The organism is Blastopirellula marina (assembly GCF_002967765.1).
GTDB classification, from domain to species: domain Bacteria; phylum Planctomycetota; class Planctomycetia; order Pirellulales; family Pirellulaceae; genus Bremerella; species Bremerella marina_A.
The window spans coordinates 470,148-495,703 of sequence record NZ_PUHY01000005.1; the positions used below are offsets into that span (position 1 = coordinate 470,148).

30 protein-coding genes and 2 pseudogenes are annotated in these 25,556 nt (G+C 54.9%); 17 read left to right on the forward strand and 15 right to left on the reverse strand.

The features are described from left to right. Nucleotides 1-42 precede the first annotated feature (42 nt). From C5Y83_RS06165 to C5Y83_RS06200, 8 genes are all read left to right on the forward strand, one after another. Nucleotides 43-1,578 (forward strand): lipopolysaccharide biosynthesis protein, encoded by a 1,536-nt coding sequence (locus tag C5Y83_RS06165; protein WP_158262256.1) that lies wholly within the window; start codon nucleotides 43-45, stop codon nucleotides 1,576-1,578. Nucleotides 1,579-1,738: 160 nt separating this feature from the next. Then, on the forward strand, nucleotides 1,739-2,500 hold the full coding sequence (locus C5Y83_RS06170; protein WP_105328777.1) for an ankyrin repeat domain-containing protein: 762 nt from the start codon (nucleotides 1,739-1,741) through the stop codon (nucleotides 2,498-2,500). A 167-nt stretch (nucleotides 2,501-2,667) separates the two neighbouring features. Beyond that, on the forward strand, nucleotides 2,668-3,153 hold the full coding sequence (locus C5Y83_RS06175) for a hypothetical protein (RefSeq protein ID WP_105328778.1): 486 nt from the start codon (nucleotides 2,668-2,670) through the stop codon (nucleotides 3,151-3,153). Nucleotides 3,154-3,305: 152 nt separating this feature from the next. Continuing rightward, nucleotides 3,306-4,070, forward strand: coding sequence for an ankyrin repeat domain-containing protein (locus tag C5Y83_RS06180; protein WP_146117662.1), 765 nt, complete (start codon nucleotides 3,306-3,308; stop codon nucleotides 4,068-4,070). After that, entirely contained in the window at nucleotides 4,070-4,804 is a 735-nt protein-coding gene (locus C5Y83_RS06185) for an ankyrin repeat domain-containing protein (RefSeq protein ID WP_105328780.1), read from the forward strand. The genes C5Y83_RS06180 and C5Y83_RS06185 overlap by 1 nt, the downstream gene beginning before the upstream one ends. Nucleotides 4,805-4,883: 79 nt before the next feature. Continuing rightward, nucleotides 4,884-5,639, forward strand: a complete 756-nt coding sequence (locus C5Y83_RS06190; RefSeq protein WP_105328781.1) for an ankyrin repeat domain-containing protein — start codon at nucleotides 4,884-4,886, stop codon at nucleotides 5,637-5,639. A 61-nt stretch (nucleotides 5,640-5,700) separates the two neighbouring features. Next, a complete protein-coding gene (locus C5Y83_RS06195) occupies nucleotides 5,701-6,444 on the forward strand; it encodes an ankyrin repeat domain-containing protein (RefSeq protein WP_105328782.1) in 744 nt (247 codons plus the stop codon). Continuing rightward, nucleotides 6,441-7,187, forward strand: coding sequence for an ankyrin repeat domain-containing protein (locus C5Y83_RS06200; protein ID WP_105328783.1), 747 nt, complete (start codon nucleotides 6,441-6,443; stop codon nucleotides 7,185-7,187). Before C5Y83_RS06195 ends, C5Y83_RS06200 begins: the two co-directional genes overlap by 4 nt. 26 nt (nucleotides 7,188-7,213) lie before the next feature. On the opposite strand, the gene C5Y83_RS06205 is transcribed toward C5Y83_RS06200, so the two are convergent. Continuing rightward, the gene (locus tag C5Y83_RS06205; RefSeq protein WP_158262257.1) at nucleotides 7,214-7,927 is read right to left on the reverse strand and encodes a PEP-CTERM sorting domain-containing protein; all 714 of its coding nucleotides are present in this window, start codon (nucleotides 7,925-7,927) and stop codon (nucleotides 7,214-7,216) included. 584 nt (nucleotides 7,928-8,511) lie between these two features. On the opposite strand from C5Y83_RS06205, the gene C5Y83_RS06210 reads away from it, so the two are divergent. From C5Y83_RS06210 to C5Y83_RS06230, 5 genes are all read left to right on the forward strand, one after another. Then, entirely contained in the window at nucleotides 8,512-8,946 is a 435-nt protein-coding gene (locus tag C5Y83_RS06210; RefSeq protein ID WP_105328785.1) for a hypothetical protein, read from the forward strand. Nucleotides 8,947-9,101: 155 nt separating this feature from the next. Then, nucleotides 9,102-9,389: a hypothetical protein gene (locus tag C5Y83_RS06215; protein ID WP_105328786.1), complete on the forward strand. Its 288-nt coding sequence runs from the start codon at nucleotides 9,102-9,104 to the stop codon at nucleotides 9,387-9,389. Between the two features lie 60 nt (nucleotides 9,390-9,449). Then, complete coding sequence (locus C5Y83_RS06220) at nucleotides 9,450-10,187, forward strand: SMI1/KNR4 family protein (RefSeq protein WP_105328787.1); 738 nt, start codon at nucleotides 9,450-9,452, stop codon at nucleotides 10,185-10,187. Nucleotides 10,188-10,279: 92 nt separating this feature from the next. After that, nucleotides 10,280-10,744: an SMI1/KNR4 family protein gene (locus tag C5Y83_RS06225; RefSeq protein ID WP_146117663.1), complete on the forward strand. Its 465-nt coding sequence runs from the start codon at nucleotides 10,280-10,282 to the stop codon at nucleotides 10,742-10,744. 187 nt (nucleotides 10,745-10,931) lie between these two features. Next, complete coding sequence (locus C5Y83_RS06230; RefSeq protein WP_146117664.1) at nucleotides 10,932-11,402, forward strand: hypothetical protein; 471 nt, start codon at nucleotides 10,932-10,934, stop codon at nucleotides 11,400-11,402. A gap of 78 nt (nucleotides 11,403-11,480) precedes the next feature. Here C5Y83_RS06230 and C5Y83_RS06235 read toward each other — a convergent pair whose 3' ends face one another. The 3 genes and pseudogenes from C5Y83_RS06235 to C5Y83_RS06245 form a co-directional block, all read right to left on the reverse strand. Next, nucleotides 11,481-12,368 (reverse strand): hypothetical protein, encoded by an 888-nt coding sequence (locus C5Y83_RS06235; protein ID WP_105328790.1) that lies wholly within the window; start codon nucleotides 12,366-12,368, stop codon nucleotides 11,481-11,483. A 78-nt stretch (nucleotides 12,369-12,446) separates the two neighbouring features. Continuing rightward, nucleotides 12,447-12,968: an SMI1/KNR4 family protein gene (locus C5Y83_RS06240; RefSeq protein ID WP_105328791.1), complete on the reverse strand. Its 522-nt coding sequence runs from the start codon at nucleotides 12,966-12,968 to the stop codon at nucleotides 12,447-12,449. After that, nucleotides 12,958-13,104, reverse strand: a pseudogene (locus C5Y83_RS06245) (transposase); the annotation flags it as partial. The pseudogene C5Y83_RS06245 and the gene C5Y83_RS06240, both read right to left, overlap by 11 nt. A gap of 1,194 nt (nucleotides 13,105-14,298) precedes the next feature. Between C5Y83_RS06245 and C5Y83_RS29965 the strand changes: the two are divergent. Both C5Y83_RS29965 and C5Y83_RS29970 read left to right on the forward strand, forming a co-directional pair. Further along, a complete protein-coding gene (locus C5Y83_RS29965; protein WP_105328793.1) occupies nucleotides 14,299-14,652 on the forward strand; it encodes an IS5 family transposase in 354 nt (117 codons plus the stop codon). 25 nt (nucleotides 14,653-14,677) lie between these two features. Further along, nucleotides 14,678-15,130, forward strand: a pseudogene (locus tag C5Y83_RS29970) (IS5 family transposase); the annotation flags it as partial. A 367-nt stretch (nucleotides 15,131-15,497) separates the two neighbouring features. Here the strand turns inward: C5Y83_RS29970 and C5Y83_RS06270 are convergent. The 8 genes from C5Y83_RS06270 to C5Y83_RS06300 form a co-directional block, all read right to left on the reverse strand. Continuing rightward, on the reverse strand, nucleotides 15,498-16,190 hold the full coding sequence (locus C5Y83_RS06270) for a hypothetical protein (RefSeq protein ID WP_105328796.1): 693 nt from the start codon (nucleotides 16,188-16,190) through the stop codon (nucleotides 15,498-15,500). 137 nt (nucleotides 16,191-16,327) lie between these two features. Then, nucleotides 16,328-17,227 (reverse strand): hypothetical protein, encoded by a 900-nt coding sequence (locus C5Y83_RS06275; protein WP_105328797.1) that lies wholly within the window; start codon nucleotides 17,225-17,227, stop codon nucleotides 16,328-16,330. 100 nt (nucleotides 17,228-17,327) lie between these two features. Further along, nucleotides 17,328-18,410 carry a GNAT family N-acetyltransferase gene (locus tag C5Y83_RS06280; protein ID WP_105328798.1) on the reverse strand — a complete coding sequence of 361 codons (1,083 nt, stop codon included), beginning with the start codon at nucleotides 18,408-18,410 and terminating at the stop codon, nucleotides 17,328-17,330. Beyond that, nucleotides 18,389-18,577, reverse strand: a complete 189-nt coding sequence (locus tag C5Y83_RS29090; protein WP_146117665.1) for a hypothetical protein — start codon at nucleotides 18,575-18,577, stop codon at nucleotides 18,389-18,391. Before C5Y83_RS29090 ends, C5Y83_RS06280 begins: the two co-directional genes overlap by 22 nt. Before the next feature lie 90 nt (nucleotides 18,578-18,667). Continuing rightward, on the reverse strand, nucleotides 18,668-19,090 hold the full coding sequence (locus tag C5Y83_RS06285; RefSeq protein ID WP_105328799.1) for a hypothetical protein: 423 nt from the start codon (nucleotides 19,088-19,090) through the stop codon (nucleotides 18,668-18,670). Continuing rightward, on the reverse strand, nucleotides 19,087-19,377 hold the full coding sequence (locus tag C5Y83_RS06290; RefSeq protein WP_105328800.1) for a hypothetical protein: 291 nt from the start codon (nucleotides 19,375-19,377) through the stop codon (nucleotides 19,087-19,089). Before C5Y83_RS06290 ends, C5Y83_RS06285 begins: the two co-directional genes overlap by 4 nt. Before the next feature lie 86 nt (nucleotides 19,378-19,463). Then, entirely contained in the window at nucleotides 19,464-19,712 is a 249-nt protein-coding gene (locus tag C5Y83_RS06295; RefSeq protein ID WP_105328801.1) for a hypothetical protein, read from the reverse strand. Continuing rightward, entirely contained in the window at nucleotides 19,709-19,966 is a 258-nt protein-coding gene (locus C5Y83_RS06300) for a hypothetical protein (RefSeq protein WP_105328802.1), read from the reverse strand. Before C5Y83_RS06300 ends, C5Y83_RS06295 begins: the two co-directional genes overlap by 4 nt. Nucleotides 19,967-20,125: 159 nt before the next feature. Between C5Y83_RS06300 and C5Y83_RS06305 the strand changes: the two genes are divergently transcribed. Then, on the forward strand, nucleotides 20,126-20,464 hold the full coding sequence (locus C5Y83_RS06305) for a hypothetical protein (RefSeq protein WP_105328803.1): 339 nt from the start codon (nucleotides 20,126-20,128) through the stop codon (nucleotides 20,462-20,464). Between the two features lie 433 nt (nucleotides 20,465-20,897). Here the strand turns inward: C5Y83_RS06305 and C5Y83_RS06310 are convergent, their stop codons facing one another. From C5Y83_RS06310 to C5Y83_RS06320, 3 genes are all read right to left on the reverse strand, one after another. Continuing rightward, nucleotides 20,898-21,539 (reverse strand): PEP-CTERM sorting domain-containing protein, encoded by a 642-nt coding sequence (locus C5Y83_RS06310; protein WP_105328804.1) that lies wholly within the window; start codon nucleotides 21,537-21,539, stop codon nucleotides 20,898-20,900. A gap of 406 nt (nucleotides 21,540-21,945) precedes the next feature. Further along, entirely contained in the window at nucleotides 21,946-22,587 is a 642-nt protein-coding gene (locus tag C5Y83_RS06315) for a PEP-CTERM sorting domain-containing protein (RefSeq protein WP_105328805.1), read from the reverse strand. 770 nt (nucleotides 22,588-23,357) lie between these two features. Beyond that, on the reverse strand, nucleotides 23,358-24,692 hold the full coding sequence (locus C5Y83_RS06320; protein WP_158262259.1) for a PQQ-binding-like beta-propeller repeat protein: 1,335 nt from the start codon (nucleotides 24,690-24,692) through the stop codon (nucleotides 23,358-23,360). 178 nt (nucleotides 24,693-24,870) lie between these two features. On the opposite strand from C5Y83_RS06320, the gene C5Y83_RS06325 reads away from it, so the two are divergent. Then, the gene (locus tag C5Y83_RS06325) at nucleotides 24,871-25,545 is read left to right on the forward strand and encodes a MerC domain-containing protein (protein WP_105328807.1); all 675 of its coding nucleotides are present in this window, start codon (nucleotides 24,871-24,873) and stop codon (nucleotides 25,543-25,545) included. Nucleotides 25,546-25,556: the final 11 nt, after the last annotated feature.

Sequence of the window (25,556 nt, forward strand, 5' to 3'; positions counted from 1 at the left end):
GAGGCTGGTTCCTTGCCGCAATCGGTGTCCCGCGATCACGCTTTGTCGGAATCTGCAAGTAGTGAGTCTGGTGAGGCGGATGCGCATTTGGGGCGTGGTGACGGCAGCTTGTTTGATACGGCGGATTCCGATCGTAACCTGGGCCGCAAGGCGGTTCGTGGCGGGGCGATCACTATCTTTGCGCAAGCGGTGCGTTTTGTCTTGCGAATGGGGTCGATGGCCATCCTGGCGAGACTGTTGACGCCAGAGGACTTCGGCTTGTTTGCTATGGTCGCGGTCATCGTGGGTTGTACCGAGATCCTCAAGAACGCCGGTCTTTCGATGGCGACGATCCAGAAGAAGGAAATCAATCACGCGCAGATCAGCACCCTGTTTTGGGCGAACGTTTTGATCAGTGCGACGGTAACGATCGTCTTTGCGGCGGCGTCTCCGCTGATTAGCTGGTTCTATCAAGAGCCTCGTTTGATTTACGTGACACTCGCGTTGTCGGTTTCGGTCGTTGTCGGCGGAATTGCGGTTCAGCATCAAGCACTGTTGCGGCGGTCGATGCAGTTCGGCCGTATCTCGATGATCGAGTTAGGGGGAATCTTCAGCGGCATTGTCGTGGCGATCAGCATGGCTTGGTATGGGTATGGCTACTGGGCCCTGATTGGGATGAACATCACGACAGCGACGATGGTCACTCTTCTAAGCGTGCTGCTTAGCGGATGGTGGCCGAGTTGGCCGTCACGAGGAACCGGTGCGCTCGAGATGGTGCGATTCGGCTTTGGGGTCGTGTCGTATGCACTGCTCAACTATCTCTCGCGTAATTTCGATAACTTCCTGATTGGTTGGCGATGGGGAGCTGGGCCGTTGGGCTATTACTCCCGGGCGTACGGCATGCTCTCGCTTCCCTCCGATCAATTGAGTCGCCCGGCGATGGAAGCATTCATGCCGATGTTATGTCGGCTGCAGGACCAGCCAGAGAAGTTTCGATTTGTCTTCAAACAGATCATCCGGGCCTTGGCATTCTTAACGATGCCTGCCATGGCGATCTTGATCGTGGCGGCGGATGCGGCGATCTTGACGTTCTTAGGACCCCAATGGGATCAGGCCGTTCCCATCTTCCAGATCTTGGGTGTGGCGGCGATTTTGGAGAGTGTCTTTTCGGCGCTCGAGCAACCGTTGATCGCGTGCGGCAAGGCCAGTTCTTTGCATCGCATGGGATTGATTGTGGCGATCCCGACCATTGCTTCGGTGATTGTCGGGCTCCCGTTCGGTCCGCAAGGCGTCGCCGCAGGCTATTCGCTGGTCAATACATTGATCATCTGTCCCGTGTTGTTTGTGTTTGTGGCAGGCCTGACTCCGATCAAAGTCAGCGACTTCTATCAATCGACGTTACCTCCGCTGGCCGTCGCCATGATCGCAGCGGGCATCTTATTTCTCGTCCGCACGTCGTTCGACCTGCAGCATCCGCTCGTCATCCTGGCAATTGCCGGTGTCTGTGTACTGCCGAGCACGATCTGGAGCGTCTACCTGTTTCGGCAAGTACGTAACATCCAGTCCGATGCTTTATTGAAGTCTGCGTCAGCAATCTAACAGGGGCGGCCAACGGAAGCCCCGGGTTCGTTGCAAATCAGCCAATTACCATGTCGGATTACGGGCGCAGATATTAATAACCAGCCCGAGTTGACGCTGCTCTGTTAAGCCAAACGCTTGCAGGTTTTGCCTGAACGTCGCGATCGGCTAGATTGGCGTTATGAAACCACCTCGCTTTCGCTTTTCGATCTTGTCGCTACTGCTGCTCACTGCGGTGATTGCTGTGGGGGTGATGTTGTATCAGCGACATGTTGTCTGGAAGGAAGCCGAGGCGGAATATGAGAGCCTGATAACGCAGTTCGATCCGTCGGTTGAAATTCGGGAGGAGGTTCGCTCGCTGCTCGAGCGTTATCCAGTTCTGGCAAAGAAACGCGGCACGATGGTCTGGGCCACAGCATACGGTGACTTGGAGATGTGCGAGACCGTGCTGCAGCAAGGGGCCGATCCCAATGAAGCTGGCTCGCAACTGATCCGTGGTTCGGTGCTCCAGTTTGCGATTCTGGCGAAGCGGACCGGTCTTGTTCGACTGCTGATCGAGCATGAGGCCGATCTTTCCATCCGCGATAAGAACAAGGGTTCGTCGTTCGACAACAGCTTACTGCATACGGCCGCTGGTCGAGGAGACACCGCCATGTGTCAGCTACTTTTGAGCGAAGGGCTCGATATCGATGCCGTCAACGCCAAAGGACAAACGCCGCTGCATCTGGCAATCAAGTACGCCCAGATCGAGGTGGTCCAACTTCTGCTGGAACATGGCGCGGCTTGCACGAAGGACGCTCAGGGACAAACGCCACGCGATGTCGCACAGTGGCGGCGGGAAGAACATGTGCTGGCGCATCTCGATGTCGAACCGATCGACAAAATGATTCGATCGATCGAAGCACACTGTAAAACGACTGACGATGCAATGATCGAGCGTTAGGCGTGATAATGCTACTAATGAAGATTGCAATTGTAGGTTTGTAGAAAACCACGGGAAAATGTTTGACATGCTGTATAGGGTTCTCTAGCATGCGATCCGCAAGGAGCAATCGAGAGGCGTGTTGCTTGTAACAACTCGATGAACCTCTTCTTTGTCGGAGAACCCCGATGCCCCGATCATGCTTCCCTGCGCTTCTCTTGGCCGGTCTTGTTTCGCTTGTCCTGGTGCCTGATTTGGTATACGCCAATGGGCCGATTGCCAACGGCGGTGGCACGCGAAAAGAAGGCAACCTGTTTCAGACGATCGCTTTCTCGGCTGTGGCTAACAGCGATGGCTACAGCGGACAGATTCAGGTGAAGGAGCACCTCAGCGGGAACATCACCCACGGCGATGTGTTCTGTGTTCGCTACCTTTCGCCAACCAGCGTGATTGTTGGAGCCCGCATTGTTTCCTCATCGCTACCCCAGCGGGTGGGCCTGTCGATGTTCATCGAGGTGCACGATAACGGCAAGTCGAAATACGACACGGTCAGTGGTGTGCTGCTGGGACAACCTCACTTCAATTGCTTTAACATCACCAACAACGGCCGGCGGTTCCTGTCGCGATCGCAACGAACGATCCGCGGCAGCGTAAAGGTAACACCGAATCCGTAGGCCGCCATCCCAAGGTCAACAGCATCTCGACGGGGCGGCGCTTTGTGCCGCCTTATCAGGGGCTCGAAGAATCTTGTCCTAAAACGCCGCACGCCCTCTTTCCCAATCGCAATCTGATTTCCCCACGACCTGCGATGCGGTAAATTGTGGCGATGAAGATGCCACGCCTTCGCTTTTCGATCTTGACGCTCCTCGTGCTGACGGCGGTCATTGCTTGCAGCTTGATGTTCTATCAACGACATTTGGCTTGGAAACAGGCCGAACGCGATTTCCGCGAGATCCTGCATACCCTTGGCAAACAAGAGGAACGTGCCTCGAAAGCGTCTAAACTCATCGCGCGTTATCCGCAACTTGCCAGGCAAGACGGAGTGATGATCTTCGCAGCCGACACTGGCGATGTAAACTTTTGTCGGCAGTGCTTCGAAGCAGGCGCCGACCCCAATGAGCGGACGGAATCAGGACAGCTGTCGACAATCTTCTGGCCGACGTATCATGGTCAGATTTCGATCGTGAAACTTCTGATCGAACATGGTGCCGACATAGACGTTCGCTTTCCTGAATTCGACTTGGATCGTACCTTGCTGCACATCGCCACACGTGAAAACAATTACGAAGTGTGCCAGCTACTCATCGATGCCGGAATCGACGTTAATGCGGTCGATAAATTGGGCAACACACCACTGCATCTTGCTGCCTATAATCGGCATGATCGCGTCGTTCAGCTTCTTCTTAGCGCCGGGGCAGAAAGCCGTTTCAATAAGAATGGTCAAACGCCTCGCGATCTGGCGATCGTAAGCATCGAGACCTTTATTCTCGAGCCGGACGAAGAACAAGTGGCCAGGCAAATCGTCGACTTGTTGCCGCGTCATGATCCGATTCGACCGCCAGCGAACCAGTCCAAAGCAGATCTGCCTTGATGAAATCACGCTACCTTCGCTTCTCGATTCTTTCCGTCATGCTGTTGACCGCCGTGATTGCGGTGGCTGCGATGTTTTACCAGCGGCATGTGGCATGGCTCGCTGCGCAGGAGCGGTTTATCGAAATCGTTGCGAGCGACGATCATCGTGAAGACCGCACGCCTGAAGTTCGTGAACTGGTCGCGCGGTTTCCTGGCTTGGTAAAGCGGCCAGGGTCGATGACCTATGCGGTGCGTCACGGCGATAACGCGTTGTGCCGCCAGTTTCTGGAAGCGGGAGCCGATCCGGATGACGCCGAAAGTGGCATTGAACCGGCACCCATCTTTGGCCCGTTGATTCAAGACAACGACGAACTGGTCCGGCTGATGATCGAGCACGGCGCCGATATCCATGCTGGCAATCGTTTCGACGAGAAACGGACGCTGCTGCACTTGGCGGCGGCTTGGAATTCGCCAAAGGTCTGCCGCCTGTTGATCGAAAACGGACTCGATGTGAACCAGACCGACAGCACCGATCGCACCCCTTTGCACGATGCGGCCGAGATCGCCGAAGTCGAGGTGATCGAAGCACTGCTTGAGTTCGACGTCGAAAGCAAAAAAGATAGCCTCGGCCGCACGCCCTACGACATCGCCAAAACGAAGGTCCGCAAGTACCAGGGCATGCAAGGCGAGCTTAAGCGATACAACGCCACCGTCGAAAAGCTAAAAGCCCTGGACGAGGCCTCGGCCAAATGAGAGGCCGCAGCATTGGGTAGAGTTGGCTCGGGCCACGTTTTCCTTTTCCCTTCGCAAGCCGATCCGTTAGATTGAACGCATGAAACCTCTTCGCCACATGGGTGCGGTGATAGCGCTGCCCGTTATTCTTACGCTGTTCATCGGCAGCTCGTTTCTTTACGAGTGGCATGTCGTATGGAAGGAAGCGGAGGTCGAGTTGGCACAGATTATGAAACTGCCGTCGGTCAACCACGTCGCCAGCGAACGGGCATCCGAGCTCTTCCGACGTTATCCCGAATTTGCCCAGCGGCGAGAGGCGATTCGATGGACCATCAAGCATGGCAACGTGAAGTTGACTCAACAGCTTTTCGACGCTGGTGTGAAGTTCGACGACGGGCCCGACAGCGATGAACGTTTGACCTTGCATTACGCGATATTCTCGCAGAAGAACCAACTGATCGTGCTGTTGCTGGATCATGGGGCGACGATCGGACCTTTACCGCCGAGCCGTAATAGGACGGACCTGTTTCCGAGTTACCTGCACGCGGCGATTGTGGCCGGAAACTGGGAGATCTGCGCGGAACTTCTGAAGCGTGGTGCTGATCCGAACTTGCAAGATGCGGCGGGCCAAACTCCGCTTCATCTTGCCGTCGATAAGGGCGTTCACATTCATCTGCCGACGATTCAATTGCTGTGTGAACAGAACGCTCAGTTGCTGAAAGATTCCGCTGGCCAAACACCGCTCGAACTCGCGATTAAGATGCGAGTCACCCTGGTCGATGACTACAGCGACGACTTTGGCTACGACAAAGCGATTGAAATGCTGCAAGGAATCGAGCCAGCCCAGGGCAACTAACGACTAGCGAGAGCCGCACTTTTCGATTCCTCCACAGGGTTCGATCCGTTAGATTGAACCCATGAAACCGCCTCGCTTCCGTTTCTCGATCTTCACGCTGCTGGTCTTCACCGCGGTGATTGCCGTGGGGCTGATGTTGTATCAACGGCATGTGGCTTGGCAAAAAGCGGAGACGCGGTTTCTGGAGATCGTCAATGATTACCAAATCGGCGACGAAGTGATCCCGGAATTATCGGCATTGGTCATCCGGTATCCAACGCTTGCCACACGTCCGCAGGCGATGGGTTGGGTGGCGCTGCATGGCGATGTCGATCTATGCCGCCAGTTTCTGGAAGCGGGGGCGAATCCGCGAGAGTTCATGAAACAGTCGGAAGTGCCCGTTGTGCTGTTTCCGATCGTGCGAAATGAGTCTGACATGGTTCAGTTAATGATTCAGTATGGTGCCGACGTGAAGTGTCCCGACATTTCGCTACCGGCGGGAAGTTACGTCGATAACACCACGCTTTTGCACGTCGCCGCGAGGTTCGGCGCTGGGGAAACTTGCAAGGTGCTGCTCGACAACGGAGTCGACGTCAACAGCACTAACGATGATCTCGCGACCCCACTGCACTATGCAGGCGATCTTTCCGTAGTTCGGCTATTGCTCGAACATGGAGCGAAGCTCACCAAAGACAAGCAGGGCCAAACCCCGTACGACATCTTCGTCAGCCAGCGAGACAGTCGCGGCGAACAAGAGTTGTGGAAAGAATCGCAACAACAGATCATCGATCTACTCGAACAACACCTCGAAACTTCCGACCCATGAAACCACCTCGCATCCGCTTCTCGATCTTCACGTTGCTGGTCATCACCGCGGTGATTGCCGTCGGGGTGATGTTGTATCAGCGGTACGTTGTGCGGTTGGCGGCTGAGGACGAGTTTACGATAACGATCGCCACGCAGGAGTTTCGGGGTGATACGTTCCAGCGGATGGCCAAGTTGAGTGCTCAGTATCCCGATTTCGGACGGCTACCCGGGGCCGTGTCGTGGGCAGTGCTCGGGGGGCAGTACGATCTTTGCGAGCGGTTCCTCGAAGCAGGCGGTAAGGCGGACGATCGCTATGTGCAGAACCAATCTGCCCCACTGGTATTTGCCATCATGCAGAATCGGCGCGACCTGGCCAAGCTGTTGATCGAGCATGGGGCCGAAGTGCAGGCACCGCTCGATCATGGTGGCTTCACCCATGCGGCACCCACGTATCTGCACCTGGCCGCCCAGTACGATCGGGCCGAAATGTGCGAGCTGCTGCTAAAGCATGACGTGGACTTAAACGCGCCGAACATCCAAGGGGAAACGGCTTTGCACCTGGCCATTCGCAGCCGTAACATCGAGGTGGTGAGGCTACTCTTAGAACACGAGGCCGATGATTCGACGCACCCCAAACTTCCTTCCCCGTTGGCTCTGGCGATGAACCTCCGCGATGAAGCGGTCCGCACCCAGACATCGACGTACGGCTACGACGAAATCATCCTGCTGCTGGAAGATCACTACCCGCCAACCAACCCGTAGCGTGCTTCACGATGTGCCGGATTGTGCTACGCCGTCGTCTCAGCGTGCCGCGCCCCTCGGCGACGACGCAGGGCATTCAAGCCTGCCAGGCCGGCACCGATAGCAATCAGCGCCATCGTCGATGGTTCCGGCACGGGTGCGACGGTCGACCCGTAGGTCAAGTTATCGATAAGCGGGCTGAATGGCCGGTTCGTCGACGAGATTTCAATCTTGCCAATGCCGCCGAGATCTTGATAGCCGAAGAAGTTGCTCGCAGGGGCATTCGGGGCCGAAAGTAAACCGCTGGTATACAGCAGCGTGGTATCGTCCGCGCCAAACACCGTGATCGTGGCCGTATCGGCCGAGCCGTCGAACTCGAAGAAATCGAAGCCCGCGTCGGTTACGAAATCTTGAAAGTCGATAATCAGGCCCTGCCCCACCGCCAGCAGCGAGCCCGACGGGACGTTGTAAAAACCGCTGCGATCTAACTGCAGAAAGGAAAAGCCTGCGGGGCCAGGATCGGCTGTGAACAACAATCCATCATTCACAATTCCGGGACCTTGGCCTCCCAAAATGGTCGAGGAATCGAGCGTGTCGAAGTCGGGCGCGGTCAAGGCGCTGCCGGTCCAGCTTTCGAAGTCTTCCGTACTGGCAGCTGCGCCCAGCGAGGTATCTAAGTCGTTGCGAGTTAAGAGGATACCTGCATCCGCCTCGACCACAATGCCCAAGGCCAATACCACGCACGCCACGATCGGTCGCATTACCCGCATCTTCTCGTCTCTGTTGCATTCGATGTCTGAAAACTCAGCCCGCCTCGAATGGGTAGACGTGGGCCGAGAGCAGAAAATGCAATTATAACTTGAGCGGGGGGGTGGTAGAATAGGTAAAATGGGTAAATGGATGGCGTCTTTTGACCTGCAGCCCACATCGAGTAGATCGGCCCGCCGGTATCGAGTCAGCTACTTCGCGATGCACCTGACTGGCGTTCCCTTGATTTCAATCTGCCAAAGCAAAGAGGTCACCGCCTGGCACCTCGATCTTCGCGTTCACGCTTAGTCCGCGCCGGTGACGTTCGAGGTGGCATGCGGATCGACATCTCCTCATTCGCAACAGGGCCAAGTAGTTCCGGTGCGCCGAGATACAACCTGCTTCCAGGTACGCTTGGCTTCTACCATTTTCATCTTTCGTATCGGAAATGGTCCCGCGCATCTTACCGTAGAAATTTGGCTCGGCAGGAAACATCGGGCATAATAAGGGGCACCCCCATTACCGCTCGCCGCGTGCGTGGAACGCATGGTGAAGCTGGCGGTTCGCCCCCCTTCTCTTAGCAACGAATGGAGTAATCATGGCCGTCGATTACAGGAACCTTAGTCCGAGCGACTTTGATTTCGATTCATGCACTTACCTCGGCCCCACGGCCACGGTTGATCTGGCCGGGCAAAAGGTCACGCTGACCTTCGAGGTCGATTTGGTCTCGGACGAAACGGTCGCCTTGTTCCGCAAGCTCGCCCAAGGCTGGCTCGACAACATGCCGATCATCTGTGAAGTCACGCAGCGCCACCTGCAAGTGCTGGGACCCGATCATGAAGTCGAATCAGGCGAACTCGAACTGCAAGACATCACGCTCAACTTCGAAGACCAAACCGAAAACCCCAGCTGCGTCTTCTTCAACTACCAACTCGAAGACGAACTCGACAGCGACCTCTGCCTCGAATTCCCGATCGAACACTTCGAAGTCGATTGGACCAAACCCATCATCGCCGAAGACGACTACGTGTAACGCCGACCACGGCAAGCAAGTCGCAATCACCAATCCGTAGGATGTGTCTCGACGCACGATGTGCTGCATCGCCGGGAAACCTCTCGGGGACATGTTTCCGATTGCCCGTGTCGACACCATGACTTAACCAGCAAGGTTAACAGGAAGCTCCCCGCATGGACTACCGCCAGATGTCGTTCGAGCAGATTCATGATGACTTGCTCGAGACGGTGAACGATTTGTATTACAACGCTTGCCAGCAACCGTTGGAACGGTTGTTGCTCGACTTCGATCAGATCGACGAAACGAAGCAGATCGCTCCCAGCGCGCGGTTGGTCGACCTGATGCAAGAGCTTCTCACGTACGATACCAATCAGCTCGATCCCCACGCCCAATCGCTGATGCGGGCCGCGGTCGATGAAATGTTGAAACTGGCTGGTCCGGCGTCCGATTCGATGAAATAATGTCGACTCGCAACTTTTCATCCGCCACTGTCATGCGGCTGGGCCGCACGGGGAACGGGCATGCAGTTCGAATACAAAACAGTTCTGCTCGAGATCGATCGTACGCTCTGGCGTCGGGCATTAGATGATTCTTCCGTCGATCGCGTGCAAGCCACGCTCGACAAATTGGGCCGCGACGGTTGGGAACTCGTCAGCGTGTGGCCGATTACCGATGGACGAAGCCCGCCGCAAATCGATCACGCGATTCATTACTTTAAACGCCCCGTTGCCAGCCACCCCATGGCGGAAGCATCCGCGATCCTGGCCACATCGCCCGGCAAGACAAAAGATTCGTGCGACAAGATCCTGGCTCAACTGAAAGAGGCCGGGATTGAAGTCGCTACCGATGGCGAACAATCGGAAGCCGCGATCGAGTCGCTCGAAACGCTACTCGGACGCCCGCTGCCCCGCAGCTACCGCGAGTTCGTCCAGGCATACGGATTCGCTGGACCGGAGTACAACCCTTACCGAGGTATCGTCAACAACGATCCCACCACCGAGGCCGGCGAATCGGCCTATTTTCAAACATTGCTGTTGCGGAAATCGTGGGACCTGCCCGACCAGTACCTGGTAGTTTGGTACGAATACGACCTCGACATGGCAACCTGCATCGACCTGGCCAAACCAACGAGCGACGGCGAATGCCTCATCGTGCAGATCGAACGAGACTATCGCAACCACCTAGACATCACGACCGAAGCCAACAACTTCTTCACCGCCTTCCAAACCCACATGAGCGATCTGATTGAAAGCCAGTGAGCAGTAGCAACCGTAGGCTGGAATCGGCCCCAGCGCCTTCCAGCAAGCCCGGCTGGAATACGGGAGAAGATCGACTGACCAACGGAAATCACATGTTTCATTTTCTGACAAGCATCATGCGAGACGGAACTGGCGAACCAGATTTCCCCAACGTCCGTTTCCCAGTTACCGCCGAAGATATCGAGAGTGCAGAGCGTCGAATAGGAAACCCCTTTCCAGAGCAGCTACGAAAGTTCTTTTGCCAGATTGGAAGCGGATTCTTGAAGGCTCCGCAAAGCGATACATCAAGAACCGATTTCAAGTACATCAATCGATTTCTTGATCCTGATGAAGTCGCTGAACTGTTCCTTGGCGAAGACGAGGACATTTTCCCGAGCGAAGGCTTCGACGATGGGGAGCTACCTTTCTTTGAGATCGGTGATCGACTGTATCTCGTATTGCGAGACGGCCAAGTTTGTTGGCCGTTTGGTGACGTAATCAGCCAAAACCTTCTTGCATTCGTAACGGAACTGGCAAACAACCCAAGGTTCTATCACGAAGCCTACGGGCTGGAATAAGCCCCAGCGCACTATAGCAAGCCCCGCAACCAACTCGCCATTACTCCGTAGAATGCCATGCTTACGTCTGCGTGGGCTTTGACACTGTAAATGTATTGCAAGAAATGGCAGATATTCGGTAGGTTACGCTTCGTTAGACTTTGAGTTTTCGAGCAAAAGAACGGGCTCTCTCGAAAGGACATGAACGTTGGTACCAATATTCCATATTATCTATGTGGTAATTGCTGCTTCTGGTCTTTTGAAGAGCATGGATCTGTCACATCAACAGCTTCTTACCGCTGACAAACAAGTGTTTTCAAGAACCGAATTTCCAGGCGTATTTCTTAAATTCTCCAAGACCTTCTCGGGGCGCATTATCGCCATTAAACGACAACAAACGGTTCGCGATGTCAGATTTCATGATCAAACAGGACGCTCTCGCATCGTTCCACGCGACCCAGATCAGAAGTTCATAGAAGGAGAGGGCCTTAATTTCAGTTTTAATCAAACAGAAAAGATTGATGTTGTCATTCTCCGAAGAGACATGCAAATCGTAATAGTGACCGACTTTGCGATTCGAACTGACACGATCGACGATGAACTGGTCAAGCTCATGTGGGTCGAAAAGGTGTTTCCAGACAACCTTTGCTCGTTGGGGCCAACTGCCTTAGTGGATTAAAGCGAACCGTAGGCTGGAATAAGCCCCAGCGCATTACAGCATGCCCCGCTTGATGAGACTTCGGAAAGCAATGCGGTTCTACTCACAATAAAGATAGCTCCACGGTTTTGACATCAGCCTCTTTCGTCCCAACTCAGATATCTTCGTGTCAGAAATAAGCAATTCTTCAAGCTTCGGCAAATTCAAAAAGTATTCAACAATCCCATCATCGAGCGGCATGTCCAACAGTGACAACTCCCTGAGATTGGGACAGGTTCCAAGCTGCCTAAGATCACTTGTTCCCACGTTCATGCCGCCGAGTAAAAGCGATTTGAGGCTCGGAATTTGACCTAGATATCCGATGCCGCAGCCAGTTATTGGAACATCGCTGATGCTAAGCCTGTCCATCGTGGTTGATTCAGAAAGATGACGACAGGTTTCGTCGCCGCATGCACCATGCGAAAACATGACACGTTTCAACTGGCTGCGGGCGATGTTTTGAAAACAGCCATCGCTGAGATTCTCACACAATTCAAGAGAGAGTTCCTCTAACACTGGCAGATCTAGGAGTTTCTGTACATCGGCAGATTGAAATCCGCTTTCGGATAACTTCAATACCTGAAGCGAAGGGCAACCGGCAAGTGCCTTAGCGGCAGCCGCTGTTTCGCGACAAGGATTACACCTGATTTCCTCAATATAGGGCAATGTCTTCAAGACATCATACGCGAACCCGGTAACATTCGTATCAACAAAGGATAACCTTTTCAGGCGTGGCAGTTGCTCGATGTGCCTGAATGCATTATCGGTGAGAGAACAATAGTCGACATCCAGCTCGATCAGACTGGTTATGGTGCATACGGCTAGGAACTGAGTGTCATTCCCTTCAAGGAGTGCCTTGGTACATTGTCCATCCGCATTATACAAGAGTTTCAACACGCCCTTCCGTATGGCCTGCTCGATAACTGTTGAAGGATCTTCATTCGTCATTCTCGGACTCCAAGAAGGCGACTCAATAGCCGTAGCAACCGTAGGCTGGAATAAGCCCCAGCGCATTCCAGCAAGCCCCTATTGCAGCCAGCCTTTTTGTTTTAAGTAATCCAGCCATTCGTTGTTTTCTATTTCCGTCGGTGGAACTTCGAATAGCGAATAGAAACCCTCTCCCATTAACATATGGTCCAGGAAATCACCGAAGGAATTAGCCAAGACAATGCAGTGCGAGTCGGATTCGATTTCAACACCATATTGAATGATTTCGCCATTGATGCGCATTGAGATGCAGTTGCCTTCAGGATCTTCTGCGAATGGGAACACCTGTAACTTCTCTGAGATTGGTCGCCACCGATTTATCAAGTCCCTAATTGCTGGCATCCTTGACGCTCCACTTCCAAAGAATTCGTACATCCACAAACCTGCGCCATCGGTAATCGCCAAAAATCGGCAGTAGTCACCGGCGATGAATGGATATTGTTCTCGCAAGTGAGTGATGAATCTCTCATCCGCTGGCCCCGCCGAGCGGAACACAATTTTCAGATTCGACACTGTTTGCGAATCTGCAATTGTCGTTCGTAGTTTTTCATCCCAGCCCATCAAACTTCTTCTTCCAGCGATAGAACGTCTGTTGGCTGATCCCCAGCTTTCGACAAACCTCCTCAACTGGCACACCCGACTCGGCCTGCTTGAGGGCAAAGGCAATCTGCTCATGCGTAAATCGAGACTTCTTCATGGTCATCTTCTCCTCGAAAAGGATGGCCCGATTTTACCTCGATTTTCTCATTTTGAATGGCTCAGATTTTGGGTTGCAGGTCAGTTGATGTTGGTAATCAAATCCATACCAGAGCCAGGGCTGGCTCTTAATTGAGCGCATCAATTAGGACGTTATCGAGTTCGCTGCTTACCTTCGCCGACGCTCTGGCCGCTATCTTGCACAGTTGGAATGCGTGCTGCGAACGATCGCCAAGTTGACGGTAGGCGATCGCCACAATCGCAAAGAAGCTCGCCTGATCAAACGCCGCCCAAAACCGTAAACACTCCTGCAGTCAGCTCGAAAGTCGATCAGAACCCAGGAGGCTACAATGAGTTGGAGCTTAAGTTCGTGCCATTCAGTCCTGACACATTCTTCTTCTCGGATTAATCGGAGGCAGTCTACTTCTGAGGAAGCTTCGGTGTGACTTCAACCCTAGCCTTAAGGCACAGAGAATTCAGATCATCCATGAAGGGATGCACAAGCCGTATGATATCGTATCGACGCCGATATTCGTCAACGATCCATGGTTCTAAGGTGCCTGTGTTTTTGTCCTCGATGATCAACCATTCACCGCAAACTGACCTTCTCACTATCTCACCAGCATAGGCCAGTAGAGGTGAAAACAGCGATTCTTGTTGCTCTTGAAAGCTTTTGTTAGACCATCTCGACAAAATGCGACCTTCGACCATTTCTAGGCTGAATGTACTGAAGTCAAGGATGTCGCGATCTAGCCCAAGAAGGTTCGCGAGTTCGTCGACATGCTCGTCGATATGATTCTCCCATTTATCGTGTATTATTCCATGTAATATATGAATGCCATGCATGGTGTGTTCTTTAGTTCTTTATTGTCTTGCTGTTGTGTGTAATGGCAGATTCTGCGATTGCAATGTGATAGTCTAAATTCCTTAATTGCTATGGATATTAATGTCTGCGCACGCAATCTAAGCTTGCTCAGACGTTTTATCCACGGATTCCTGGGGCTTCCGTTGGTCGCCCCTGTTTAATTCGCAACGCAGTCCTCAATTATAGATTCGGGTCTTTGTTTTATTGCGACAGCAGGACAATCGTGTTTCTGCAAAACTAGGCTCTGTCAGAAAACAGTAATTTGACTTTCATTTCCCGACCTCCAACCGTTGAAGAGCATTTTCTCTTTTCAACGCACGGAGGTCCTCCATAGCACGCCATCGTCTCACCGATGATCAATGGGAATTGATTGCTGGCATCTTTCCGCCGCCTGCTCGCACAGGCCGGCCACGAGTCGATCGGCGGATGGTGGTCGATGGCATTCTGTGGATCATGAGGACCGGTGCTCCCTGGCGTGACTTGCCGGAAGAGTTCGGCAAGTGGGGCACGGTCTACGACCTGTTCACGACGTGGAATCAGTACGGAACGCTTGATGACATCCTGGATCTGCTGCGTTCTGCTCACGTGGATGCGGGGGCGATCGACAACGAGTTGTGGTGCGTCGATGGCACGACCGTGCGAGCTGCCAGGTGTGCTGCTGGAGCCGTGAAAGGGGGCGGATGAGTAGGCTAGCTGTGAAGCCTTAGGCCGCAGTCGTGGCGGTTTTAGCACCAAAATCCATTTACTGTGTGACTCGCATGGCCACCCGCTGCATGCCGTTCTTTCACCTGGCCAAGCCCATGAGTCCAGTTGCTTGCACGAGTTGCTGGAGACGTGCGAAGTGCGAGGCGATGAATCGGATGAAATCATCACGCCCATCTTTCTCGCTGGCGACAAAGGGTACCGTGCCGAGTGGATCGACGAGTACCTAGTCGAGACTGGCATACTGCCCACCATCCCCAGCAAATCAAACGAAGACCGAGACGCACGCTTCGTTGAGTTTGACCGGCAAACATACCGGCGACGCAACATCGTCGAACGCTTGATCGGCTGGCTGAAAGAATGCCGCCGCATCCTAACTCGCTTCGAGAAGCGAGCGAGAAACTTCCTCGGGATGCTGAAGTGGGCCTTCATTCAACGGTACTTGAAAACGATGGGTTGATAGGGTTTTCTGACAGAGCCTAGTGTTCTATCAAACGTTGGCCAAGTAATTCGCATTGCTTGGTGTCCTCTCACAGATCAAATTCACCATATTTAAAATTCTTAAGCGTTGGAATATTTCGCGTTGTGCCGATAGGTGTTCCGATCTTAACATATCGAACTTGTCCCTCACCCAGCGCCCGTTGAATCTGTCGTGCAACTTCTTTTGACCGTCCCCGCTTTCGAACCATTGCTGACAGAACGTCTTCAAGGTACTCCTTGGTCCCTTGCTGTACGATTTGCCCATTGGGTAACGTACGAGTTCCTAGTAACCGTAGGCTGGAATAAGCCCCAGCGCATTCCAGCAAACCAACTCAAGCTTCACTCCGTTATCGTTCGCTTAAAAACGCTGCTAGATCGTCGCTGGCCAGGCACATGCAGTTGGGGTTGTAGGTTAGCGGGGGCCAGTGTTGGGATTGGCCTTGCGGGCAGTAGCAGCGAGCCGTGGTTGTGGCTTGTGTGTTGGCAATCGGCGGTGATGAAGTGGCGGGCGGCGAACCGGTGGACGAGACGGCGGATGACGACGTGCTGGATGGCAACGTGACCGATGGCGTCCTGGCTGAAACTGCGGCTCGTTTGCGGTGGCGGGCCAACTGTTTCATGGCTGGCAGGCTCCAGATGGTGACCACGCCCAGGTCCTCGCACGCGGCGCACTGCCAGGCGTGTTCCCACAGTGTCGATTCGCAATCGGGACAAACGCGGGCCAGGCGAAACAACTGGCCGCACGCCTCGTTCAAGCAGCGACACATTGGCCGGTCGAGATTCGCGGAGGTTGGTTCGTTGCGAGTCAACATCTGCCGCACCACCTTGGGCAGTTCACTCATTGAACGCGGCACTTCGGCCTGACCTGCGAACAAACGCTTCAGCGCTTCGTTGGCGGAAGGCTGGTCGAACTCTTTGAGGAGATGAAACCACATTCGCTTCACCGTAACTGGGTTGCTCACGCGATTTAGGTAATGGCCGACGCCAGGAAACAGATCCTTGGCGAGCACGCACCACCGATCAAACTCGTCGGCTGTCATAGGGGATTCTCTCGGCAAAGGTTGTTGGTGTCTGCGCCCTTAATCCAAACAGGCAATGGGCCGATTTGCCACGAATCTGGGCCTTCCGTTGGTCGCCTTAATTCGATTGCTGGCGCAGGCTTCGATAATGTGGCTTTCTAACGTTCGGCTGATCGCAACGTTTGCGAGCTGGCCGTGGTGTGTTTGCCGATCTCGGCTTCATCCATCGCCAAGATCTCGGCCATCGAAGGCAGCGACGTAGCATTTCGCTGGGGAATTCCGATCGACGGGGTCGGTTCGCGAAGGCCTGTCCAGCCATTGGCGATTGTGTGGTTGATCGCGGCAATCGCACGCAGCTCGCTCATTTCGAGGAACATCGCGAACTGCTTCTGTACGGCCGTTGATGTGAGCCGTTTGCCGATCTCGACGCGATGGGTGATCCATTCCCGCCACGCTTGCCGGAACGCGTCAGAATCGAAGGGAGGCGTCTCTCGACCGGGATCGAAGCGAGGCGTGTTCTTCCCTGACGGCGGAGCTTCATTCCAAGCAAAATCCCCAAGACTGCCGCCGTCAGGCGCACCCTCTTTGGTTTCTTGTTCTTTTCTTTTCTCTTCTTTACTCTCCTCTTCTCTTCTCTTCTTTAGGTCAACAAAACGTTGCTTGGGATGGCGACAAGATGGCGACAACTCGATGTCAGTCTTCTTTTCTGATCGTCGTCGCGCTGATGCGCGCGCCTGTTGAATGCGTCGCTTTCCCGATTGGGAAAAGCGTTTGTCGTAGCCTGGGATGACGATGCCTTCGTCGGTAACGGTCAGCCAGGCGACGGCTTCGTCGGTTAGGTGCTGCCAGAACTCAGGCGTGCCTCCCAGCTTGCGTGCGAGCGATTGCAGCGTGAGTCCTTTGAGCAGCCCGTTGTCGGTTGCTTTGTCGACCAATGCCCACAGCCGAAACAGCCGGCCCAAGATTAGTTCTTCCGCCTCGTCGGTTAAATCGACCAGCCGCATGAACTCGGGCTTGTCCTCCAAATCAAGATCCATCTGAATCCAATCGCCTGCCATGAAGTGATTTCCTTGCGTTGTGATGTTGTGTTGGGTTGTTGCGTCGAACGTTGAACAGGGCTTGGTGCGTCGAGACGCACCCTACGGGTTGTTGGTTGCTTCAGGCCACGTTTGCACCGCGCCAGCGGAAGGTGGCGACGGCGCGGCCTGCTGAGGTCTTCCACGCTTGGCGAAACATGCCACTCGGTTTGCGGCCGGTCTTCAGCAGTTGGGTGAACTGCCAGTGGTTGCTGCGGTTGGCGTGGGCGACGATCGCCGGATGGCTGCCGCTGATCGTGATCAACTCGGCCCCTTGCTCGGCCAGCCATCGGGCCACGCCATCAAGCATCGCACTGCCAATCCCGACTCCTTGAAATGTTGGCAGCGTCACTAACCGTGAAATCCTAAATCGCCGCACATGAAAGTGATTCAGCACCGCCACCAACGCCGCCGGCTGCCCATCGAGCGTGCCGACGAAGCAGCGAGCACACGGATTCAGCTGGCCATCTAAATAGTGATGCGGAGCAAACAAGGGCCACGCGTCGCGACTGGCGGCATGGATTCGTAGGTCGAGTTGAGGTCGCCGAAGACACCTCCAAGTCAGCTCGCCGCGGTTCATGTCCAACACCCAATCAGGCCGCAGCCACGGCAGTATGTCTTGATGACACGTTACCGCGACGAACCGCCCGGCGATTTGTCCGCGATCGATTCCCTTTCGCAAGGCAAGCGAACCGAACTTGGCGGTCTGTCGATCGACCACGCTCGAGTACTCGTCGAACGCGACCACCGGCCGGCGACCCACAATTGCCCGAGCCAGGTCAGCCCGAAACTTCTCGCCGGTCGAGAGAACGTGATACGGCCGACACCAGATCGGCGGCGAACTGAGACCAACCGACGTGAGCGCATGCACCACTTCGCGGGCCGTCATTCGCTTGGGGAACCCATCGACCAACGCGGCCTGCTTCGGCCACCGCGCGGTGCGAACCAGCTGTTTGCCGAACGCCGCGCGGGCCACAGTCGACTTGCCGCTACCCGACTCGCCGACAATCGCCCCCACCTGCCACGATTGGTCGAGTGAAGGAACCTCCACCGCGAATTGCCGCGAGGTTCGTTCGCCCACAGCAACATCAAACATTCCGGCCACCGCCTGCACACGAAACGAATCGTGCACTGGGCAATCGACTACAGCATCAACAATCGGCATGAGAAACCTTTCTGGCGAAGTTGTTCATACAAAGCACGCTGCTCCCGTTCGTCACGACACTCGACCACCACCTGGTAAAGGGGCGGACACGCACGACGTTTACGATCGGCCTGTGGGTTGGAAGGTTCCCGCGGACGATCACGTGAAGAAGTGGGAAGTCGTTTCATGGAGGTGATCCTGGGTTGAAGTGAGCGAATGGTTGGGTTTGCGCGGGTGAATGGGATATTGGTTCGCAGGGCACGGTACCCGGTTGTCCCCTAGCCCTCTGACTGCGAGAGAGAGGGGACCAGAGCGATGAGTGGACTGGATGCCGTTGGATGTTGCCTTGCGGGTTGATGGTCTAACCACTGCTCGTAACGCTCGATGGCTTCCAGGTGAAGTTCGTGGCGGTCGATGAGGGGTGGTTTGTTGGCGGCTTCGCGGGACAGTTCGAGTTCGTCGAGAGCATGCAGGATGCGGGTGCGTGCCCAGTGGTTGATCGCGGTGCTGCTGCGCGGTGTGAAGTGCATGCCGTGGGCATCTTCCAATTGAAAGTCGGTGATCTGGCGATCGACGATCTCGCTATCGAAGCGGCAGCCAGGAATGCCTGTGCGGACCGACAACGTATAAGCGAGCATGCAATCGAATAGAACCGCCTCGTGCTCGATCGCATCGAACGTGCGGTGAATGACGACGTTCATTCGCCCTCCTTTTGCTGTAGCTTCACTTGCGAAGGGAAGTAGCTCGGCTTGGAGATATCCTTCAAGCTGCAGAAGCGGATGTGATTGGTCTCGTTTGAAAAAGGTCCGAGGCGGTTGAGCAGCGATTGAACGTGCAAAAGATCGTGCTGCAGTTCTTCGGCCGCGTATTTGGTGTTGACCAGGTATTCGGGATCGAACTCGTCCAAGATCAACCCGAGCAGCCGCCGTGATTCCAAGACGTGAATGCGAATGCTCTCCATGCGGACTTCGCGTAAGTACTCTTTCATTGGGGAACTCCTCGTGGGGATGGTTTGTGTTTGGTTCGCAGGGACTCTGATGCGTGTCCCCTCGCCACCTTCCTCGGGTAAGAGAGTTAGGGTGAGGGGAAAGGACGGTCGGACGTGACAGAACGATTCGGGTTGTCTTGGTCGTGCTGGTCTTGGATGTGTTGACGGAGGCCTCCTTGGAGCCAGGCGGAGATCTTGCGGCGGTCTTCTTCGGTGGCAAAGGGACGGCTGCGGCGTGAGAAAGTGTCGCTGCGAAACTGGCGTTCTTGTTCGCGACGTTCGAGGTAGTCGTTACGTTCCTCACGGTTCAAGGAAGTTGGGGAAGGTGAATTCATACGTTGGCCTCGGTGGTTTCGGGTGACGATTGCGGATGCAGTTTGTGGGCGATTTCCAGCAGCCGGCGTGAGAAGCGGGAATGCGTTCGCCCTTTCGGCTTGGTCGGTTTGCAAAGGCCCGATTGGACGACTTCGTCCCAGGTGAGCTCGGTGCGATCGATGATGCGTTGGGCCGCTTTGTAATGCTTGGCGCACAGCCCGCGACTGTGGACGGTGACCGGACAAGCGGCGACGAGACAAAGTTCTTTGTTCATGAAAGGTGTTCTCCAAAGCGTGACGCTTTACGTGATAGGTATAGTGTCCATAAAGCGTGACGCTTTGTCAAACACTTTATTGGACTATTCTGGACGATGAAGTAAGTTATGATAGCGTCATGCGTTAGAGACACTTCTGTTCACGAAAGCGCCCACACTATGGCCAAGAAAGCAAAGAAGCCCGGCAAGGGAGCCGCTACGAAGAAGCCCCTTTCCAAGGACAAGCTCGGCCGCGAGATCGCGAACCGAGGCGAGACGTTAACGGCCGCCGAAATCGAATCGCTCGCCCGCGAGTTCTACCAGGTGTACGAACTGCTGCACGACTGTGCGAGCTTCATGGAAATCAAGAAGGTGGCCGAGATTCAAGCGATCGTTTCGGGTTTACGAAAGAAGGCTCGCGAATCGCAGAAGCTGGCTAACTCGCAAATCGGCCGCAAGGTGGACGAGATGGCGATTGAGATGGGTATCGCAGACCGTCTGAGCAAGTTCAAGGGTTAGCCCGACTGATCACGTAGAGCCCAGCCCCTCGGTGCAACGACCGCATTTGGCGATCTCACCCGCGCCAATCTAGGCGCGCCAGGCAAGCTGATGCGGTCTACCCTGGTAGAAAAATCGCCACGATAATTATCGGAATAGTTTGCGTAATCGTCTCAAGCGGGCAATCGTGCGCGGTGCTTCCCACTAGAAAGTGCTTGCTGTTGATCTGTTTCAATACAGTAAAGTGAGACAGGAAGTTCAAAATGATACACATAAGGCAGACTTTACCGTTCGTGTGGTCCGTTTGGGTTCGGCCCTTAAGTGTGGTTTGCGGGGCGAAGAAGCCCTTACCCCAGATTGCCGGTAACAGAGACCGGCAGGCGCAAAAAGATCGGCGAGCATCCACGGATACTCGCCGATCGGGTCGTAGTATGAATCGTCGTAATAGTGCGGGTTAAGCGATTGCCGCGACTTGTTTCTCACGCGTCTTCCAGAACGCTGCCAGGCCGATTGCCAGGGCACCGATTCCGAACATGGCATACGTCGAAGGTTCGGGCACGGTGGTGATCTCGGCGTTGGTTGCCGCCAAGGTACCCACGGCGAACGATCGCGATGCCGGGTTTTGCGAGTTGACCGTGAACTGGACCGAGTAACCGGTGAAGGTCACCGATTGCGTGCTCGTCAGAAAGTCGGTGAGCACAACGCCCAACTCGTGTCCGAAGACACGTGCCGTGGCTGTAGGAGCGCTGTAGGTATCCATTGCACCCCCGGTACCTGAGAAGCCGAGCAGCTTCACGGTGACATCCTTCACACTTGAGAAGGCATTGGTGTTGGACGTGATGCCCAAGAACAATGTCTCGAAATCGGTCGAGCCATCAATTCGCAGCGCTTGCCCCGGCGCGAATTGAGCGTCAATGGTGACGACTTCCCCGACCGGAATGACTTGCGCCGGCGCAAACGGAGCCGAAGCTTCGATTATGCCGCCCCCTGTGTCTTGCAGGTCCAAGTCGTATGTGATCATCGCGGCGTTTGCCTGGACCGCGACGAACAGCATTCCAACAAGGATCGCTGCAGAACTCCACCATTTACATTGCATCAAAAAGACTCCCTAATAAGTAATGCTACTGACCAAAACGGTTCGAGCATTCTGATCGCTGCTGGCCCGTTCGACTGAACGACGCGACATGCCTAACGACAACCCCGATGCGGTTGCCAGCCATGCTCTTGAAAGCTCGGCGAAGATAGCTGCACGCCGAATGCCAATACAACGGAGCTCGCCGATGTAACGTGTTATCTAAGGGGTTTTGGAGGCCCGAACGATGGCAACGAACGTCGGTTAACTCGACCGATCACGTGTCGTTACGGTATTTCAGAGAATCTGGGAGGTTTCTTGCGAAGCATCCACGAAAAAGCCGACGGACGATCGAAGTTGATCGCACGTCGGCCATGATGAGTCGCGCCGCCGAGGGGGATGATGTCGACACACGGGTGTCTCGTGGTCGTTAGGCAAGCGCCAAAATGCTTTGACGTTTCATCTGTCGGTAGCTAATCAATCCGATTGCCAAAGCACCCAAGCCGAACAGCGCGTAGGTCGAAGGTTCGGGAACGGTAACCACCGAAGCGTTGCTGGCGACCAGCATGCCTTGGGTGTAGGTTTGCGGCGAAGAGTTCAGCGAGTTGACCTTGAATTCAACCGAGTAGCCGGTGAAGGTGATCGCTTGGTTCATGGCCAGGAAGTCGGCCAGAACAACGCCCAGCATGTTGCCGTAGGCCGGCGAAGTGGCCAACGTGGCGGTGTAAGTGTCGGAAGCCCCATTGGTTCCCGAAAAACCCAAGAGGGTCACCTTCGCATTGCTGACCGACGAAAACGCACTGAAGCCGGACGAGAGACCAATGAACAACGATTCCGAGCCGCCCGACCCATCGATCCGCAAACCTTGACTAGGAGCGAAGTTGGTTTCCAGCGTCAGCGTATCGCCGGCGGCGACCGAGACGGGTGGTGCCAGCGAGGTCGTCCCTTCGACCATTCCGCCACCCTTGTCTTGCAGGTCGAGGTCGTAGGCAATCATGCCTGCTTCCGTTTGAGCAGCGAGGACTAGCAGCCCGACAAGAACTGCCGGGACACTCAACCACTTACAGTGCATAAAACATTCCTTGAGTTAAAAAGATTATGAGCGCAAGCGCGCTCGTGCATCCATGTCAAACCACGTCGATGACGTGCGGAGAGACGGTGATCTAGTTCGTACTTGGCCTGCCGTTGGCCGTAGGTTGACTAGGCTTCGCTTGCCTGGGAGACAATTGCGAATGCCGCGCCGGTTTGGTCGCCTTACCCTTCCGAAATAACACTCAAGCCCGCCCAATCCAAAGCGAGCTTGTGAGCAACCGTGAGAGTCGTGGCCTTTCCGAAACAATTCAGAAGGTAGGAACTGGAGGTTGGGGCCACGGTGGTTGGTCGACGTAAAGTAAATGGTGGGACAAATCGGTCGATCCTAATGGATTTCCCTTTGCCCAGACGTTGTAACCTCTCCTTTTAGGAAACTCTACCCCCACGGACAGCGTGTAGGTAAAAAAAGTCAGATACGAGCTAGCTGTTTGAGGGGAGAAGTGAGAACTTCCCTACCAGTGCGTCTCAAGCCGTAGACCAACCAACCATGCCTCGGCTTGGGCAAAGCGGAACGATTCACAAAGGGTAGCGGGAGCGGATGGCCCGGGATCGTCTGCGATTGTCGAACGTCGGACTAAGAATCTTAACGGTCAGGTTGCCGGGCTCTGGCGGTCTTCAACTGGCCTTATCGGCGACCACCATCGGGTCTGAAGTCCATCCACGTCGGAAAGAATAAGTTACTAACTGTGGACATAGTGCCAAGTAAGTTTACGCAAGATCGTCAAGACAAAGCGAGATGAAAGCTTCTGCCTAGCGATTGCCCACGCAGTAAAGTGTGTCGCCGCTGCGTATCAAAAGGCGGTTGCCGTCGATGGCTGGACTCGCGTCGAATCGCGTTCCGTCCTTAAGTGTGTTGCGGGAGATCTCTTCGTACTGCGGCTTCGCTTCGATTACGAGCGCCTCGCCATTGCGGGCCAGGTAAACGATCTTGCCAGCGGCCATGACCGGCGAGGCGTACACTTGATCGAAACGATTGAGCCGCTGCTGGTAGACGACTTCGCCTGATTTCGCTTCGGTGCAGTAAGCAATGCTGCCGTTGTAATCGATGTAGTACAGATGCCCTTCGTGCAAGATGGGCGATGGGACGTTGGTCCCGGCTTTGCTGGTCCACAAACGATGCGTTTGCGTGACATCGCCACTGCCGCCCGCTTTCACGGCCAAGGCCGCCGTGCCGGAACGTCCGCCCAAGAAGTAAACCACGCCGTCTGCCGCCACACCGGTCGGCACCATGTACCAACTGATGTCGGTCTTACAAGTCCACAGCGGATCGCCGGTGGCCGGATCGAACGCCATGACGTCGCCGTGCCGAGCGACCACCACTTCTTTCCGGCCTGATTCAGCCGTCACGATGATGGGCGTGTTCCACGCTTCGCGGATGCCGCCAGCTTGCCACCGTGGTTTGCCTGTCTGGCGATCGAGCGCGACGAGCGATTCATTTTCGATGCTGGCGTTAATGATCACCAGGTCGTCGTACAGCAGCGGTGACGAAGCCGTTCCCCAGCCGTGCGTCTTGCTACCGACATCGGCCTGCCACTGCGGATTCCCTTCATGATCAAACGCAAAGACACCTGACTTGCCGAGAAACGCAATCACGCCCTGCTCGTCGGCGGCACAGGTGTTGGCGGCAAAGCCATGGTCGCGAATGTTGTCTTCTTCAGGCAGCTTAGCAGGAATTTCCTTCTGCCAAACGATCTGTCCACTGGCTCGGTCGAGCGCGAGAACGTGCCGCTTCAAATCTTCCTGACTGCCCCCAGATTGACCTGGCACGAGAAAGCCGGTGTAGCTGGTCAAGTAAATGTGGTCGCCGAATGTGATCGGGCTCGAGGCGCCTGAGCCTGGCAGCGACGTCTTCCAGAGAAGGTTTTCCGTGGCGCTCCACGACGTGGGAATATCTTCGGACGGCGAAGTGCCCATGTGGCTTGGTCCCCGAAAACAGGGCCAATCGTCGCTGGAAGTTGCCGTCAGCTGAGTGGCCGTCGCGTTGCCCCCTGCCCGCTCGACCTGAGCGTGACAACTTGTTGCCGTGAGCAAGAAAAGGAAACCAAACAGGGAAACGGGAAGTACCAAGGAAGGAGACCGGAGCATGACACACCTGCGAGGAGTTAAGGTGGGGGACCGACAAAAGGTAGCTGGTTTGTAGGAGGAGATTCCCATCAAGCTACTCGATTGGGTGAATCGTTGCTACTGATTACGAAAGGTTTGCCGGGATTCATCACAGAGCGTAAGATGCCTGGAACTCATCTAACAACCTAAGAGATTCGCCTTGGACACCGCGCAGCCGCTTGCCGATCGGGATAACCCAAACTTACATGTGATCGGTGAAGGAGCGTACGTTACTCCGAGACTGTTATACCTCGACGTCACACCGGAAAAGGTTGTGCTGATGCCGCGTGAGATGTCGAAAATGGCGATGTTCGGGCTGACGGTGCTGGTCACGCCACTCTTCGCCATCTTCGGAGTGGTTGCGTTCATGTTTGGCGAACATCCTTGGATCGACGTCGGCCTGGTTGCCGCCGTATGGGCAGTAACTTGCTCGATTGGAGTCGTTGTTGGTTGGAAGACTCACCGTGATTCGCTCCAAGGACCGTGGCTGATTATCGATCGGGTGAAGCGAGAGTTCGTCTTCCCGCGTACCGGCGAATCGTTTTCGTTTGACGAGATCGATCATCTACAAGATATCGGAACGTACCCATTTCAGGCCAGCAAGTGGTCGGAAGAAACCTGTAGCAGTGAGCTTCACTTGGTCGTTAACGAGAACGGAACCCAGCGCCGCATTCCGTTCCTGTGCGGAGCCGACGATACGACCGACGAATTCCACCAGTTGGCCAATGCTCTCGCCGACTTGAACCTGGTCCCCGTGAAACGAATTCGCGGTTCAACGAACTCCGAAGTGATCAATCAAAGCTGGCTGACACCCGAGTTGGTCAACAATGCGTAAGCATTTCAGCA